This is a genomic window from Dictyobacter formicarum, assembly GCF_016587435.1.
Map to the genome: position 1 here is coordinate 1 of NZ_BNJJ01000006.1, position 16,600 is coordinate 16,600.

At 50.9% G+C, this 16,600-nt stretch carries 16 protein-coding genes; 13 read left to right on the plus strand and 3 right to left on the minus strand.

The window, feature by feature from the left end:
- The 10 genes from drmB to JMI88_RS11580 form a co-directional block, all read left to right on the plus strand.
- The coding region (drmB, locus tag JMI88_RS11535; RefSeq protein ID WP_236022903.1) for an MrfA Zn-binding domain-containing protein at positions 1–1,302 on the plus strand (1,302 nt) is incomplete at its 5' end.
- On the plus strand, positions 1,296–3,650 hold the full coding sequence (locus JMI88_RS11540) for an AAA family ATPase (RefSeq protein ID WP_201361983.1): 2,355 nt from the start codon (positions 1,296–1,298) through the stop codon (positions 3,648–3,650). The genes drmB and JMI88_RS11540, both read left to right, overlap by 7 nt.
- Positions 3,651–3,676: 26 nt before the next feature.
- Entirely contained in the window at positions 3,677–5,260 is a 1,584-nt protein-coding gene (locus JMI88_RS11545; protein ID WP_201361984.1) for a hypothetical protein, read from the plus strand.
- Positions 5,261–5,404: 144 nt separating this feature from the next.
- Positions 5,405–5,719 carry an Ada metal-binding domain-containing protein gene (locus tag JMI88_RS11550; RefSeq protein WP_201361985.1) on the plus strand — a complete coding sequence of 105 codons (315 nt, stop codon included), beginning with the start codon at positions 5,405–5,407 and terminating at the stop codon, positions 5,717–5,719.
- Positions 5,720–5,750: 31 nt separating this feature from the next.
- Positions 5,751–6,185 carry an HNH endonuclease gene (locus JMI88_RS11555; RefSeq protein ID WP_201361986.1) on the plus strand — a complete coding sequence of 145 codons (435 nt, stop codon included), beginning with the start codon at positions 5,751–5,753 and terminating at the stop codon, positions 6,183–6,185.
- A gap of 127 nt (positions 6,186–6,312) precedes the next feature.
- Entirely contained in the window at positions 6,313–7,719 is a 1,407-nt protein-coding gene (locus JMI88_RS11560; protein ID WP_201361987.1) for an Asp23/Gls24 family envelope stress response protein, read from the plus strand.
- Positions 7,720–7,803: 84 nt separating this feature from the next.
- A complete protein-coding gene (locus tag JMI88_RS11565) occupies positions 7,804–8,694 on the plus strand; it encodes a hypothetical protein (RefSeq protein WP_201361988.1) in 891 nt (296 codons plus the stop codon).
- A 277-nt stretch (positions 8,695–8,971) separates the two neighbouring features.
- Positions 8,972–9,607, plus strand: a complete 636-nt coding sequence (locus tag JMI88_RS11570; RefSeq protein WP_201361989.1) for a hypothetical protein — start codon at positions 8,972–8,974, stop codon at positions 9,605–9,607.
- Positions 9,608–9,616: 9 nt separating this feature from the next.
- A complete protein-coding gene (locus JMI88_RS11575) occupies positions 9,617–10,774 on the plus strand; it encodes an AlbA family DNA-binding domain-containing protein (RefSeq protein WP_201361990.1) in 1,158 nt (385 codons plus the stop codon).
- A 372-nt stretch (positions 10,775–11,146) separates the two neighbouring features.
- A complete protein-coding gene (locus JMI88_RS11580) occupies positions 11,147–11,437 on the plus strand; it encodes a hypothetical protein (RefSeq protein WP_201361991.1) in 291 nt (96 codons plus the stop codon).
- Positions 11,438–11,621: 184 nt separating this feature from the next.
- Here the strand turns inward: JMI88_RS11580 and JMI88_RS11585 are convergent, their stop codons facing one another.
- From JMI88_RS11585 to JMI88_RS11595, 3 genes are all read right to left on the minus strand, one after another.
- Positions 11,622–12,170 carry a flavoprotein gene (locus tag JMI88_RS11585; protein WP_201361992.1) on the minus strand — a complete coding sequence of 183 codons (549 nt, stop codon included), beginning with the start codon at positions 12,168–12,170 and terminating at the stop codon, positions 11,622–11,624.
- Positions 12,167–13,585, minus strand: a complete 1,419-nt coding sequence (locus JMI88_RS11590; RefSeq protein ID WP_201361993.1) for a helix-turn-helix transcriptional regulator — start codon at positions 13,583–13,585, stop codon at positions 12,167–12,169. The genes JMI88_RS11585 and JMI88_RS11590 overlap by 4 nt, the downstream gene beginning before the upstream one ends.
- Before the next feature lie 296 nt (positions 13,586–13,881).
- Positions 13,882–14,121: a helix-turn-helix domain-containing protein gene (locus JMI88_RS11595; protein ID WP_201361994.1), complete on the minus strand. Its 240-nt coding sequence runs from the start codon at positions 14,119–14,121 to the stop codon at positions 13,882–13,884.
- A 443-nt stretch (positions 14,122–14,564) separates the two neighbouring features.
- Here JMI88_RS11595 and JMI88_RS11600 point away from each other — a divergent pair, with 443 nt between their 5' ends.
- From JMI88_RS11600 to JMI88_RS11610, 3 genes are all read left to right on the plus strand, one after another.
- Positions 14,565–14,831, plus strand: coding sequence for a hypothetical protein (locus JMI88_RS11600; RefSeq protein ID WP_201361995.1), 267 nt, complete (start codon positions 14,565–14,567; stop codon positions 14,829–14,831).
- A 106-nt stretch (positions 14,832–14,937) separates the two neighbouring features.
- On the plus strand, positions 14,938–15,831 hold the full coding sequence (locus JMI88_RS11605; RefSeq protein WP_201361996.1) for a class I SAM-dependent methyltransferase: 894 nt from the start codon (positions 14,938–14,940) through the stop codon (positions 15,829–15,831).
- Positions 15,832–15,876: 45 nt separating this feature from the next.
- The gene (locus JMI88_RS11610; RefSeq protein ID WP_201361997.1) at positions 15,877–16,350 is read left to right on the plus strand and encodes a hypothetical protein; all 474 of its coding nucleotides are present in this window, start codon (positions 15,877–15,879) and stop codon (positions 16,348–16,350) included.
- Positions 16,351–16,600: the final 250 nt, after the last annotated feature.

The window sequence follows — 16,600 nt, forward strand, 5'->3', positions numbered from 1 at the left end:
GAGTGCCGCACCTGCAACCAAAGGCGATCAATGTCGCAGGCTCTGGCTTCTAATACTGAGGATGAGAAAAACTATATTCCGACGTGTAGCGGCCGCAGTCCGCACCTGCGCCGCTATGCAAAGAAGCAGTGCAACCACCCGGCCAAGACCACGCTGCTCTCGGCCTCCAACACCTGGTTCCCGCTCGGCTATACCTCGCTCTCGATCCCCGAGGGCGAAGACCAGCTGGCGCAGCTGATTGAGCACAACTGGAGCATCCTGCAGGCGGCCAGCAGCATCGAGCTGCTCAAAAACTTTATGTTCATCCCCCAGATCCAACAACAACTGGGCAGCTACAGCCTGGAGACGATCTGGCAAGGTATCGAGAAGAAGAATCAGGATAGCTCTGATGCCATCGTGCGCCCCAAAGACCTCAAGCTGCCCGAGTGGCGCGTCCTGATCGATCCAGTCAACGCGCCGCATACCGATGACTTTGAGATCATGCCCACCGAGACACCCGCCGGCTATGAGCAGGTGATCCAGCAGGTCGTGCTGGTCGAACGGCTGCGCGAAGTGATGGCCCTCACCGGCTTTACGCGCATCGAATCGCTCAGCGACTTCGCCGAAGAAGAGGAGCTGCCCAAAGACCACATCATGCAGCTCTCGCGGCGCTCCCCCGAGTGGCTACCGGCCACCGAAGTGCGCGGCGAAGGTATCTTCATCCAGTTCCGCGAAGAGGCCATTCAGGAGTGGCTCAACCGGCTGGCGATCCAGGAGCACAATGAAACCTTCTTCGAGGCCCATAAACGCTGGCGCGAGGCCCGGCAGATACCCGACAGCACGGCCAACTATCCCGACCTGCGCTACGTGCTGCTCCACAGCTTCGCCCACGCCCTGATCAGGCAACTGACCCTGCACTGTGGCTATGCTGCCGCCAGCATTCGCGAGCGCATCTACTCGCAGGACGCCGATGACGAAAGGGGTCCGATGGCCGGCATCCTGCTCTACACCGCCGCCTCCGACAGCGAAGGCACGCTGGGCGGGCTCGTCAGCCAGGGCAAAGAGATGGGCTACCACATCGGCGGCGTCCTCGACGACATGGAATACTGCGCCTCCGATCCACTGTGCGCCGAGCACGTCACCCTTGAGGACAACACCCTGCACGGAGCCGCCTGCCACGCCTGCATGTTCATCCCCGAAACCTCGTGTGAGAAAGGCAACCGCTACCTCGACCGCTCCGTCATCATCAACACCGTCGAGCGCGACAACCTGGCCTTCTTCAAGAAGATTACCGAAAGTAGAAAAGAAGATAACGCATGGTAAAAACATTATCTGAAATCGTCGCAGCATATTTAGCTGATCATAAATATCTTGAGCACAGAAAGCAAAGGGCCAGCACGCGCAATGCCAGCCTTCCAGAATTACAGGCAACAGTACAAAGCTTTGTGCAGGCAGAGATATCATTGAAAACACTGCTGCCACAGCTTAATAACATCCTCCACAACCATGAATATTGGGGAGCCCTCGGCTTCGGGTTTATGATGGAGCTCAATAAATTTAGCAAATACCATAATGAGACCAATAATAATGCTGAAATCCATTTCCGCAACAGCCTGAAAGGACTCACCGGCGCTACGCTGGGTCAGCATATAGAAGCATTCTATAACTTCTTACTACAAGAAAGGGAGCGACTACGCAGGGAAGGGAAAAGTAGTGGCATGATTGTCCCGCCATCCCGTAGCGCCTTTATTATGTCGCTCTTTGCGCGCTGGCTGGATCCAGCCCATCCAACCTGCATCTATTATGAAAGTCAGCGTAAAGGTATATATATACTGGTCCAGGCCAGATTAGTGTCGCAATTACCACAATCCATGCTCAGTACCAATACTATTGAAGTAAAAAAAGCGGACGAGCATCGAAAAGTAGTCTCATTACTGGATGAACTCGGCCAGCAAGCACCACAGCTCAAGCAATTTGAGTATTGGGATGAAGCCTTTTTGCTCTGGGTCGCCGATCAATTTACAACCCTGACCTCTGATACGCCGACCCTGGTCATCAATGATCCTGATAATAGCGATCGCTTGAGCGGAAAAACAGGTCAGCTGGGAGTCGTGAAAGATCCACCTGGGCTCTATACAACGTCGGTGCATCAGACCGATACGGCCAGCAGCGCAGCGACAACGGCAGAGACGCTGCTGATCGACCATCTCCCTTTAAAGCCAACGCCAGAGCCATTACTGACCCAACTGATCCAGCAGGTCCAGCAACACATATTAGTCGATGAAAAGATCGTCAGGCGCATCTACTATGCGCTGCTGGCCGGCCACGTGATCCTGACCGGACCTCCCGGGACCGGCAAGACAGAGCTGGCGCGCATCATTCCCGAGCTGCTCTGGCAAAGTCAGGCCAACCCGGACGAGGGCGGCAGCGCCGCTGATCTGGACGCGACAGCCAGCGCTACCTATGTGACGGAGACCGCCTACACCACGCGCCTGGTAACGGCGACCGATGATTGGAGCGCGCGCACCCTGATCAGTGGCATCATGCCACAAAGCCAGAACGGCATCCTCAATTACAGTATCCAGCTTGGGCATCTGACCTCCACCATCCTCAACAACTGGTCATTCCAGGGCGAGCGTTTTGAGGAATGGAGCGCCTTGAGCCTGCTGCGCACACGCCTGAAAACGCATAGCGGACTCGATCGCAACAGAATCGCCACCTTCCGGGGTCAGTGGCTGGTCATCGACGAGTTCAATCGCGCGCCTATCGATCTCGCCCTTGGCGACGCGCTCACGGCCCTGGGAGGCAACGACGTGCTGCGCGTCGCCATCGAAAACGGCAGCGCCGAGCTGCCCATTCCCCAGGACTTCCGCATCATCGGCACATTGAACAGCTTCGATCGCAACTATCTCAATCAGATCAGCGAAGCCTTGAAGCGGCGCTTCTCCTTCGTCGAGATCCTGCCGCCAACGCGGGCCCAGCGCAAAGCCGAGCAAGGCATCGTGCTCTACAAAGCGCTGACAAAGGTCGCGCATCTCAGCGACAGCATTGAAGCGCGCGCTGAGAGCATCAACTGGAACAACCTCTCGGTCAGCGTCGAGCCCGATGGTAGCTATTCTATCGTGTGGGATGATGAGCAGAGCGCGTTTCGCGCGGCCTTCGAGGCGGCGTGGCGCGTCTTCGAGGTAATTCGTATCTATCGCCAGCTGGGCACGGCGCAGGCCATCAGCCTGGTACGCCACATGCTGATCGCGGGTGTGCTGCAAGGCCACAGCACGCGAGAGCAATGGATTGGACAGGCGCTGGACGCGGCCCTGTGCGATACGATCGCCGATCAGCTCCAGGTCTTGCTGCCCGACGAGATTGAGGCCCTGCTGCTGTATCTGACCACGCCAGCGGATAGCTTTCCAGCAGCATACAGCCAGCTGCTGGACAGGCTCAATAGTATGCCGCAGCGCCTCTATGGACAACTGCTTTCGCTGGCCGGTATTTATGATGAAGCAGGGCAACAGGTATTAACCGATACCCGGGTCGAGCAGATCTCCAACCAGGACCGGCCCGAGATGCCGGCAACCATCCTGGCCGAGCTATTCCATTTCCAATTCGAGACCGACCCATTGCCGCAATTCACGCGCCGCCTGCGCTCATTTAAAGCCGAACGAGGCCTGTAACCCGAACGAGAAAAAGGAGGTATGTCATGATTGTGAGGGATGAGCTCGGACCGGTGGGCCTGGTTGATCATTGGTCGCAACTGTTGCAGCGCCGGGTCATGCGCCTGCTCTTGCAGCACGATACGACGCTCTTTCGCCAGCAATTTCGCCTTTTTTCGGCTGCCAGCCAGCTGCCGCAGATGCCGTTGCTTCAGCAATACGATCACTACATTAAGCTCCAGTTCTTTAGCAATGAGTTGCTGGATGACATTTTGCCGCGCATCCGGCGTCAGTTGAGTTTGAAGACGACCCATAAGCACTTGCTTGAGGAGGCTCCGACCAGAGGGAATGTGGACTGGACGCGGACCCTGGCCCGTGCACAGCAACAGTGGCCGGGGCAGCCTCCCATGCAGTTGTTGACTCAGGTACGCCAGCGCGATATGGAGACGCCCGAAAACGTGCTGGCGGTGGCGATCACGCTCCAGCTACGACAGGAGCTCCAGCGCGCCATGAATATCCATTTTGAGGACGAAGAGCTCAACAGTCTGGAGCGGCAATTCTTTAGCAGCGCCGACGAGCGGGCACAACGCGAGCTAGCCAGTAGCTATGCTCGTCAGCTCAAGGAGCAGGCCCGCCACGTCGCCATCCCCACGCTGGTCCAGCAGGTCTCCAGCAGCCTCAAGCCAGGCCCCAGCGCGTACCGTGATCTCATTCACTGGTGGCGGCGCTTCTCGCGAGTACTCATCGGTCGCGCTACTAGCGAACAGGCCCTGGCGCTGAGCCCGGCGCGCTCCGATGAAAAGACGACCGCCTGGCTCTACGAACTGTGGATCGCGCTGGAACTCATCCACCTGCTCCACGCCGAGGGAGCCATACAGCCCCAGGACATGACGATCGCCACCGACCTGTTGCAGTGCACCTTCACCTGGCAGGGGCGCCGCTTCCGCCTGCTCTACAACCGCCAGCTGGACACCTCGACCAGCTACGAGCCCACCTGGGAGCACGCGCCCGCGTCGCGCCCCGACTACAGCATCGAGCGCGCCGAGCCGCTCGTCGTCAAATACCGAGGAGAGACTATCTGGCGCGAGCCCCCAGTCATCCTTGACGCCAAGTACTACCTCAACGGCAGCGACCCCACCAACACGCACGGCCCAATCAAGAAGATGCTGGGCGACATGGCCCTGCTGGAGGCGCATACCGGCGCCCTCTTCTTCCCGCGCCTGCCTGAACCCGTGGAAGGACAACAGATCACGCGCACCATCCGGCAGAAAAAGGGACCCTACCGCCCAGCGGCCAGCGAGCGCCAGATCCACCTCTACCACATCGAGCCCACGCTCCCCATTCCCCATCTCCAGCAACGGCTGCGTGCCATCCTCGACATGGCCACCGAACAGCTCCCCGAGCGCGCCCAACCAGTCTGCCAGGGAACCTTCCTCACGCTCGGCACCCGCAACGCCGCCGGAACCAGGCCCACTCCGCGCACCCTGCTCTGTCCCAAGGCCCACATCGGCCCCGATGTCTTCGACATCGTCAACGCCAACACTGACTGCCTGCGCAACCCGCGCGTCTGTCACGTCATCAACCAGCCCATCGACCCACCTACCCTCATAGAAGGGCACACTCCGCCGTGAGTCCTTCTCCATCCTCTTTGTGTGCGCAAATACGGCAGAGGAGACTATTGAAGAGATGGCATAACAGGGGATGTCCGGCATATGCCCTTGTTTAATCGCTACATATGAATAACATTTAAGAAAGATGAAAGGTTTAAAAAACATATGAAAATGTATACATTGATCGGTACTGATGGGAAACCATATCAAAGCGAGCAGAAGGGGACGTTTGGGGGCTATCGACCAGGGAGAATATATGGTCGCTTCGATTGTCCGAGCGCGAATAATGCCATCGCCAAGGGTCAGTATGTTCAGCATCGCGTCTTTTTCGCCGATGAGCTCACGGCCATCACGGCAGGCTATCGACCCTGCGCCAGGTGCATGAAAGATCGCTACCCCCTCTGGAAACAGGCTGAGGGCCAGGCGGCGGGAGATAGGAAGCGGGCGCTGGAAATCTACCGTTCGCTCTGTGGGTATTGATGCTTCTCATGAGTTGAGGGAAAAGTGGACCATGGTCTACACAGAGAAACGTTGCTGGGTCTGCAATGCGGTAATCACCTGGGGGCAGAGCGACACCGCCTGTAAGGTGCGGTGTCGCAACCGGCTCTATGCCGAAAGCTATCGCATCGAGCGCCATAAAGAGGAGTCCTATCGCAAGAACCGCCCCTGCCGCCTGAAGCTCGGCGAGTGGGCCGAAACCTTACGCCACTACAAATGGCGCTGCGCTTTTTGCAAAGGCCCCTTTGAGAGCCTGGACCATTTTGTCCCCGTGAGCCAGGGTGGCGCGACCTGGGTCGGCAACGTCGTGCCCGCCTGCCTCCAGTGCCAGATCTCCAAAGGCAACCTGCTCCCCCACAAAGTAGAGGTCATCCCCCAGGAGGTCATGGAACGCATCGCCCGTTACCTCCAGAGGCGCGCCCAGAGCAGTCTCAAACAAACACAGTAGAAAGCCTCCATGCAACTTCCAGAAAAAACAAAACAAATTGGATATGAATTTGTATAGATCACTTTAAACTGCGTTCTATAGTAGTGAAGACGATTCGTAGTTATCTTTTGAGATAGGAGTGTGAGCGATGCGAGAACCGGCATTTAATACGATCGCTTTGATGCTCACTGTCTACGTTGCTGCTCTTGTATGGGGCATTCAGCATGTTTGCGACCGGTATACGCCAAATCTTCTGGTGACCTTTTTCCGCCGCGCCGCTCTGTTACCTCTTATTACACTAGTAATTTTGCTCAGTATTGCAGGCAGCCTCTTATTTCCGTGGACTCCACCTATCTTCGCATCTATACCTTCTTGGATAGGTGATGTACTCTCTTCAGCCCTTTTGTTAGTTTCGATTGTGGTAACCATTGCTGCAGTTTACTGGATGATGCAGAGCCTGGCTAAGGGAACACCGATCATTGCTTGGTTCCGAAAAAGAAAAGGTCAAATCACGACTCTTGAAGACATCCTGCTGAACGCGATCCACCATAATGACGTACGACTCACCCATGAAGTGCTGGACGCCACATTACATGGACAGCCAGAAAACCGACAGGCAATGATAAAGTGGTTGGAAGATCACAGTACGTTGCTCTCGATAAATTGGGTAGCTAAAGAACTCATCGGAACTATCCTCGCTCCTCCTTTGGATCACGAAGCGGCTCACATATACTATGATTTTCTGGGTATAATCCTATCGGAGGCTTTGGATAAGGAGGAATTTGCTCATGCTCAATTTATCCTCGATGCGTTCTGTGATGCTTTAGATAAGGCGCAGCCCTGGACGGAAGCTCATATGAATCTACTCACTCACACGGGTTTTATACTTTGGAAAATCGGAGATCCAGATGCATCAATGCGTCGAACCACCAAGATTCCTGAACAGTTGAAAAATCTCCAGTGGTGGTTTTACAGCCGAGTACACAGAATCTGGCATCGTGTGCTGCATTTGAAGAATACTGACGCCGTCAATTGCTTTGTATTAGCACTCTGTGAATTGATTCGTGACACTACAGATACAAAAGACCTATGTGAATTTTTTCTAAGCCTGGTATATGATGTGCTAGATGATGCATATCCAGAGCATCTGCTTAATGGGGAGACACTCAAGGATTTGGTCAATGAACTTGGTCATCTGAGACTCGAACTGCCTGATGCGAATGATGAAGAGATACAAAAAGAAATAGACTCGTATATGCTTGCCGCGCTGGCAATCCTCGTCGAATTGGGTGAAACAGAGGATGCGTTGCGCCATACCGCAGGTAATGGTTATCTGCGACGCAGAATCATAAAGGAAAAGTGGTTAAGAACATCTAGGTTCAAGAGCGACCCAGACTATTTTTATTGGCTCTCCCCATCAAGCTATACTGCTGCTCGACAAGTATTAGGGTTGCCAGGGCTATCCAGAAAGCAAATTACTGAGCTTACCGATCAGAAGAAAATAGTAACACCAATTACAATCTCTATTGACAAGGAGGGAAGCTTTTTTAACTAAAAGCCTCTACAAGTCATTTACCGGCAGATTTAGTGACTAACCATCCCATTCATTAGGTATTACAATTTTGTGTGGAGAGGCCAAGTGTTGATTTTTTTAAAGAGCTTCAACAATAGAGAAAAAGCGATTATCATCTGGTTTTGTATCTTGTTGGTTTGGAGCTTAAGCCATAAGAGCGTGCGCGGCAGCATCAAAGGGCCAGTTGTAACTATCGTCAAGATCTTGTTTTCCTTAAAAATTGGCATACCTCTGCTCCTTATGGGTGGGTATGTGATCCTCATCGTATTCTTATTCTCCAGGCTTAACCTATGGGATGTATCACTGCTCAAAGATACGCTGCTATGGTTCTTTGGTAGCGCCTGCATTATGTTTGGTAACACCAGTAAAGCTGGGCAAGATAGCAAATACTTTAAGAACGCCATTGTAGAAACCGTGAAGTTCAGCGTGTTCATAGAGTTTGTTGTCAACCTCTATGTGTTTAATATCTTTATCGAGCTGATCTTAGTGCCGATTCTCTCTTTCATTGGTGTAATGCTCGTCATTCCAGGTGAAGGGGTTGGGTACACCCGTGCAAAAAAACTGCTCAATGGTCTGTTGATTATCGTTGGTCTGGGAATGCTTATCTATGCGCTCATTCATATCTTCGGTGATTTTCAGCATTTCGCAACCGTTGAGAACATCCAAGAATTCCTGCTGCCGATAGTATTAACCTTTGCGTTTCTACCCTTCATGTACTGCTTAACGCTATGGGCCAGATACGAGCAACTTTTCACCAGCGTAGACATGTGGGGACACAACAAAGCGCTGGCCGGATACATCAAGTGGAAGCTTTTTGGGAAGTATTTGCTCAATCTCAACAAATTGAACCGCGTCTTTAAACAATGCTCGGTTGATCTTATAGCTGCAAAAGATAAGCAAGAAGTTACGACTATCCTGGGGCGATTCAAAAATAAGCAAATGCTCGAGCAGCAATAAATATTTGCCACTTAGTCTAATGAGAGGCGTTATAATCACGTCAATTTTGTAAACGAAGGTTTTTACGTATCAGCCTTTAGCGCCGCTGAGCGGGCTTGCTACGATGGTTCAAATAGGATATATACCTGCATTTAGTGCACCCCAAACCAGAAAGACATAATTAACTATGCCAATAAATAATCGTGATCGTAAATTGCTTTGGGCACGTGCTGGTGGAGCATGCTCTCTCTGTAAATGTCACCTTACCGCAGATGCCAAAGGCGGAGGCAGAGACGTAGTGCTTGGAGAAGAAGCCCACATTGTAAGCGAGGAACCAAATGGCCCACGGTTCCGTCCGATGCCCAAAAGCGAGGTTGACACCTATACCAACCTCATTCTCTTGTGCCCAGCAGATCATAAGATAGTCGATGAACAGATTAACTACTACACTGAGCAACACTTGCTGGAGCTAAAGCGTACGCATGAGCAATGGGTGAAAGAAAAAATCTCTCCAGCGACACCGGCGATTAAAATCCGCGATCCAGAGGCAGACAAACCAATCATGCTCCAACGCATTGATACCGGCAAAGAACTCATGAATATTCTAGCGGGTACTCTTGCACTACATCAGAACAATCCTGAACCTCGCTCCAGCGAAGAGGCGGGACGCATTGGCTCATTCTTCCAGAATACGACTGACTCTAGGGACGTATGGGACGATCTTGAACCAAGCGGACACATACAAGCAGAGTTTTGGTTAAACGAAGAGATCACTCAACTGCATAAGGCAGGCTTCGTGGTGTACGGTGCACGAAGAAACCATATTGTCGAGGGAGGTGTTAAAGACCCCAAACCTTGGCCAGTAGCGTATTTGGTCATTTACAGAAGTGATGATGAAGATATAAAAGGCAACCCTACAGAGAAGTCAGTGTGAGAATGCATAATGAATAACAGTTACAACGATCAAGAACTTGCAGCCCAGCTCCAGTTAGATTTGACTGAGGGCGAATCCTGGCACATAGAGTTTAAAGAGTATGACCATGCACGTTTGAACGATAAAATAGCAGACTCATGGAAAGATGACCTTTCAGATGAACTGGCAGCCTTTGGTTCTATTGGCGGAAAAATTTATATAGGCATTAGTGACGATGGCACAGTAAAAGGGATTGGCGGCTCGCACCAAATATGGCAAGAGAAGCTATTTGAACGGGCAATGGGCAGAGTAAAACCAAAGGTCAAGTGGAAATCCTATTACTTCACTGACCCTACCACCGGATCAAATCTTATCCGAATTGACGTATTTCAAGATGAACCGGTGTACTACATCATGAAGCGTCCCTACATCCGTGAAGGTACGACCTCGCGACCTGCAGAACCAGAGGAAGTAAAAGCTCTCTTCAGGGAGTATTTTACAAACCGTGAGCCAAGTTTACCCACAGAGGATGCAAACAATGAGGCATCCGCGCTGGTCTCGTGGGTCACTGATGTGCTGATGAATATTCTGAGCAGCCTGAATTTATACGAGCAAAAGAGTGTAGACCCTCGTTTGGAACAGCTAAAAATAGAGTTGGAAAGGCACCGTGAGCTTATTAATGCCAACCTTAATAAAGTCAAAAGAGCATTTGGTGAACAATCGGAATATTACCAAGCGCTAGAAACCATATCCGGGGAAATTCTGGCTGCTTTGAATGTTCGGCTCTTTGCGGATGGTGGTAAGAGTTGGTCAGAATGGCTCGGCTATCTCAAAAAGGTCTACGATACAACTAGTGAATTGCTATCTACCGTTAAGGCGAACGTGTCTATAGCAATAAGTGGTCTTAATGAGCAAGAAGGAGATGTCAGAGATGCAACCGTTCGCTGGCTCCACTCGATTGACGACTTCAACATAAATAAGTTCACCTATGAAGCGAGCCAATATGTGCATATACTTCTACGCTTACATTTCTTGCTTTGGCTTAGTAATGAACAACAAAAAGCAAGCCATTATAAAGAAATTACTGATGAGATCGAAAGGCTAAGTTGGGCAAGGAGTAACGTTGATTATTGGGCTATTAGAGAAGCTATCCCTGATCTGATACGAAAGTTGAGCACAACTTCATAAATTTGCAACAAAGCCTGTAAGAGCCGTTATAAGGCACTTATTTTTAAAATCGCATCGCGCGCCTGTAGGAAGGGTTCTAGCGAGCAATTTATACAATTGTTCCCTGCTCTTCCTGCTTGCATAGCTAGGCAAACAGTTTATACCGATCCTTCTCTATTTCTTGAGCAGCAACAATATATCGCTCGACGTTCTTTCCCGCCCAGGCGTGCTTATATACTAAATTCTCTATCCCATTGCCAATCCGACTAAGCACTGCTTCGACATTCTTGCGTACCGCATACAGCTTCTTGAGAAAATCCAGGGTGCGTTCCCAGGCATCGACTGAAACATACTTTAGCGAACCAGTTAGCCAAGTTATTTTTCGAGAGAGCAATGTTTGCAAACCCTAACAGGTCACCAATGCTACCACCCTCGCCTTCCTCAGAGCAAACCACCAATGTCCCGAATAGACAACTCTCTGGAACGGCAACTACCACCCACACCGACAACTCCATGCAAACCTTCACTTTAAGGTTCGAAGACTGGTGTACCAACGCCATCAGTTCGCTGCCCAATAGGAGTAGTGTTGCCGTCACCATGCCTTATCGCAACGGAACGGGAGGAACAGGACTCACACCAACCAACTACATGTTCTATATGAGCACCACCCTGCAAGCAGGCTAAACCATTCAAAGCGTGACACTCCTGACCACGACAGGCTCGGGTGCCATCCACGTCTTGCCATTAGCGCTAAATGGAGGAGAAAAACGCCATTCATCAGGTTCAGGAAGTCCTCAAGTCCATTCCTTGAGAACTTCCTGAGCTTCGTTGGCGGCTTATACACAGGTATTGGTTGTCTAGTTGTCCTCTAGTTAGTTTTTTCATGGATGACATGGTTCAACGTCGCGAGAATCATCTCCGGAGGAACGCGATTCTTTGGAGGATAGAGCAGTGGTTCATACAGGACATGGACTTTATATTTTCGGAGTAAGCGCAGACTTCTCTTGAAGGCTGGATTGGTATCCAACCCGCCACCCGTTTTAAAACAGGGAACGGCCACGATGGGTTTATTCAAACCCGTATACTCGCTGAGCAAACCCACAGCCAGCGTATCGCTAATCCCTAGCGCCCATTTATTGATGGTGTTAAAGGTGGCAGGAAACACGATAATAGCGTCTGCTCGCGGGAGTACGTCTGGCTCTTCCGGATTTTTGTATTCACTCCGCACAGGATATCCCGTGAGTTGTTCAAGTGCAGGCATATCAATAAAATTTCTGCCAGAGGGCGTCGTAATGACACACACGATCCATCCCGCTGATTGAGCACATCGTACCAGATCCAGGGTCAGAAACCCCGAAGAGCTGCCACAGGCAATCACATAGAGCACACGAGCGGAGGGCTGATCAGATGTATTCATAGCGCTCCTTGAAACTGGATAGAGGGCAAGACACTTTCTATGTGCGCATCCAAGTTTTTCACATGGGTGGTATCCTTCCGTCGTTCTAACTGATGGCGATGCGCGAGGACGCGTTGAAAGACTCGCGCAGATCGCGTTTGCTCAATGATCGTCAGAGCCTGTTCAGCATGCTTGCACGCTGCTTCCACTTCATCCATCTGAACAAACGTTGTTGCCAAGTCAACAAGCGTGATCGATTTCTTATGGATACGCTTTTCATCCATAGATGCGAGCCGTTCATTCAAAAATCTTTGTGCTTTGCGCGGCTCTTGCAGGCGTACATAACACGCCCCCTTATACCCAAGCAGGTGAGATTGCGTGAATGGGGAATACGATGGGTCAGCAAAGGTGTAGGAAACCTCACCAGATTGTCCTCGCTCTATCAATCGTTCGGATTGGTGTAACGCCCGCCGACAGCCGTCTTCATTTTTCAGACGCGCCTGTACTTCAGCCTCGACTGCCCACAACCAGGCAGTCACCACATCGGCAGCAGTGCCTGCTGCTTGAGTTCGGGCTTCTTGCAATAGCGGGAGTGCGTTCTCGGCATCGCCTCCATAGAGAGGAATAAAACTCTTTCGGCCAAGGATAACAGCGTGGAGCACCGCATGGTTGCATTCTTCCGATGCCTTCAACGCGACATCATAATAGCGCTCAGCTTCGGCATTGTTTCCCGCATTAAATAAAATATCACCGATAAGCTGGCTGGTTTCGGCTGCGAGCCGGCACAACAAATGATTGGCATGTGCTGGAGGAGAAGACTCCAACAGCTGCGTAATGATTTCTAAGTGTCTGGATACATCCTGTAAAAGGAGCGTCGACTTTTGGGAGCGAATAAACCGTTGCCGATTATTTTTGGTGATCAACTCAAGATGCGCCAGCAGTGACAAATCGATCCCTGTGGGTTTCTTCAACGCTCTAACCAACCTCGCAAGGATATCTGTGTCAGGTATGAGAGAAGAAGCGACAGTCGCTCCCAATGCCTGCTGCATAAATTGCCGTCGTCGTACATCCAAGTGTCTACCCTCTTCTAACTCTCTCACTGCAGTCATGATACCGTGTGAAACAGCCTGTGAGATAAATGGAAGTACACCTTGCGTGTCAACATCTGGCATCAAAAGCGAACGCTCAGTGCATGCAGAGGGTATATTTTCTTGTTTGTTAGCATCAATGAACCCTAATTCTTCTGCCGAGAGGTCAAAAAGAGTGCACAGCTTTGCCTGATAGTATGGACTCGGACATCTCTCTCCTGTTTCCCAGCGACTGATCATGTCCTTACTAGTATCAATTTCCAGTCCGACCTTTTTCTGGGACCAGCCGCGCATCTCTCGCTGCATGCGGAGTTTTCCGTTCGGCTTCTTCTCCTTTGCTGCATGCATGATCCATGCTCCTCCTCACAATGTGAATTTCACCATGAATTATAACATAGAACATACTATCTTATAAGTGGCATCTTTTGTCATAAAAACGACATATGATCCAGGCTTCAGTCAAGGTACCCTTATTCCCAAGCAATCTAGTGAGAAAGAGAAGGCTATGAAAAGTGAAGTTGCGAGATTACTGCGTCAAATTGAGAGGAAATGCGAAATCCTCCAGTTCATGATGACTGATTTTCGGATGGCAGGAGCACACAACATCATCAGCCATAAATTTGAGGCTGCCGCAGAAAAGCAAGCTACACTTCTCCGTCAGTTTCTTTTTCCTGATGATCATCAGGGACCATTTCTATCAGATCGCCAATTTCAACTTCTAATGCCTGTGCGACTCTTCCTAATGTGTCCGTTGTCGCAGGATCTAATGGATTCCTAAAATATCTCTTGATCGTTCTAAAACTCACATCAGCTTTTCTTGAGAGGCTCGACATATTATATCCCTTAGCCAGGGCAAGTTCCTTTACCTTCAATCGCGGTTTCATATGTGCTCCCGTAGTTTTTGATCATTGTATTCTGGGGATTAGGTTGACGAAATTACGCGCGTAATGTTAAACTCATGGTACTGAACATAGGATACTGAACATATATGTACAATCTAAATTGCTTAATAAGCACACGATACATAGCAGATAGAAAAACGAGCCTAGAGATCTCTGTTTCTCGTGGTAGTCATCAGCTATTCAATAAACGATCGCAAGAAGCACATACCAACAAGATCTTGGCTCGAGTATGTTCAAGAAGGAGAGTAAAATGCGAACGTAAAAACCGTCGACGCGACCATCCTCTAACACAACACGCCTATTATAGACTCCATACATATCAACTGCATTTCTTATAAGGATGAAATGTAGACAGGATGTTATGTCCATTTTCACCTGACCATAGATATATTCAGGTGAGAGCAGTATCTGTCAGGGGAAACAGTATGCAGCACTACTCTAGCGACGTTGCTCGTTTGCTAGCGTGTATCCAGGACGAATATGTGGCCGCCACGCGCGGCCTCTCAGGGATCGCCACCGGAACCGCGCAGCACCAGTTCATAAATGCAAAGATGGAGCGGATGGAACGGCTTCATCAGGAATTGCGCACCCATGTCGGTGAACACGCCATAGCACTTCTCGCACAAACGCTGGATGCAGCCCCAGTTGATGCCCCCGTTCCTCTTGAGGAAGACGCGCCTCGGCCAGGATGATGTACGCCACCCATGAGCAGGATTCGCGCTCATCGTTGACCCACCCGTACACCTGTCTTGAACATGCTTGAAACGCCACCGTAGCTTGCAGAAAAGGATAAGAATCATGCCTATCTTTTCGTTCTTGACCAAAGAGAAACCGACCCACCAATCCAATTGCCCATCAGTTCCTACCTGTCCGGTCTCCTTTATGCGAGGCCGTCGTCATCGTGTAGATGTTCCCTATGCCTTGCCCAAGGATGAACGCGAGGAGGAACGTATTAATTTTCAACACTACACGCTCCACAAACTCCTGGGCGGACACTATCACGCTCCCATCGAACCAACGGTCGAGCGGATTCTGGATGTTGGAACAGGGACAGGCAAATGGGCTCATGACATCGCACGCCACTTTCCCCAGGCCCAGGTCTATGGTCTGGATCTTGAACAGCCTCTGGGTACGGGCCTGCCTCCACCCAGCAACTATCATTTCGTCCAAGGAAATATCCTACATCCTCTACCCTTTCCTGGCAATCAGTTTGATTTTATTCATCAACGGCTCCTCGTCAGCGCGATCCCATCGGTCCGCTGGCCAGCCGTGCTGCAAGAGCTTGTTCGTGTCACGAAACCAGGAGGCTATATCGAGTTAGCCGAAGCGGGCAATAACTATCAACGGGTGGGAGCATCCATGCATACCTTCCTGCAGTGGGGGCAGGTCGCCAGCATCAGGAAAGGCATTGATGTGAGCCTGATGCCATATCTGGGCGACTTGCTCGCCCACGTGAGCATGCACCGCATCCGAACCAAAACGTTCCAGCTTCCCGTGGGCTCCTGGGGCGGCAAAGAAGGAGATCTGTATGCCAGAGATCTGTATGCCGCCTTCCAGGGGCTCAAAAACTTTTACTGCTCCGTTGGGGAGGTCAACCCCGACGACTTCGATGCCATCCTGACAGACCTTCCCCAGGAATGGGAGTTCTGCCATACCACACACGATTTCTATATCGCCTATGGGCAAAAATAGCAGTCATGGATACATGTCGCGTCGACGAAAAAAACAGGAGAACCAATGATGGAGCACACAAAAAACAAAACAACGCTGGAGCAGTTGCGGATGCTCCAGCCATTTGATATTCCTACACTGGCGCAGCACGCAGGAGTTGGAACCGCCATCGTCTATCATGCGCTCCTGCGCAAACCCATTCATAAAGAGCATGCGGAACAGATTCTTGATGCACTCTCATATGACACAGGTCAGCGGCTTTCTCTTGACCAGGTGGATATCATCACCTGGGACGACTATCAGTTTCTCTGGATTATCCGAGCAAGTCCTGCCGAGCCTCACCAAACTCCAGAACCAGAGCAGGCCCACCTGCTCGATGAATACTGCTTTGTGTATGCACGCGACCAACGTCATGCATCTCAACTGGCACGTCACTGGCTCGACCAGCGACTCCATCTCACCCAGCACTTCTTCACGCCATGCCCCGAAGGCTTCACCGTTGGTGACATCACGGTTCCCGATCATCTCACCGCCCACTAAAAAACACCAACTCTGAACGTTCTGGCTCGGCTCGTGTCTCTACAGCATTCAAATCGAAAGATATGTACTAAATAATAGAAAAGCCAGAACGTTCCATCAGCAGTGCCATAATCACTTTTTCACACCTACTATAGGATTTTCACAGATCAATAGTGTCATTAGAGTGATGATGAGCAGTCAGAGAAGAGTTTTGATAGCCAAGCCTCGCTCACTTGCCTATAATAGCGATAGAAGAAACGCTCCTTTGCTA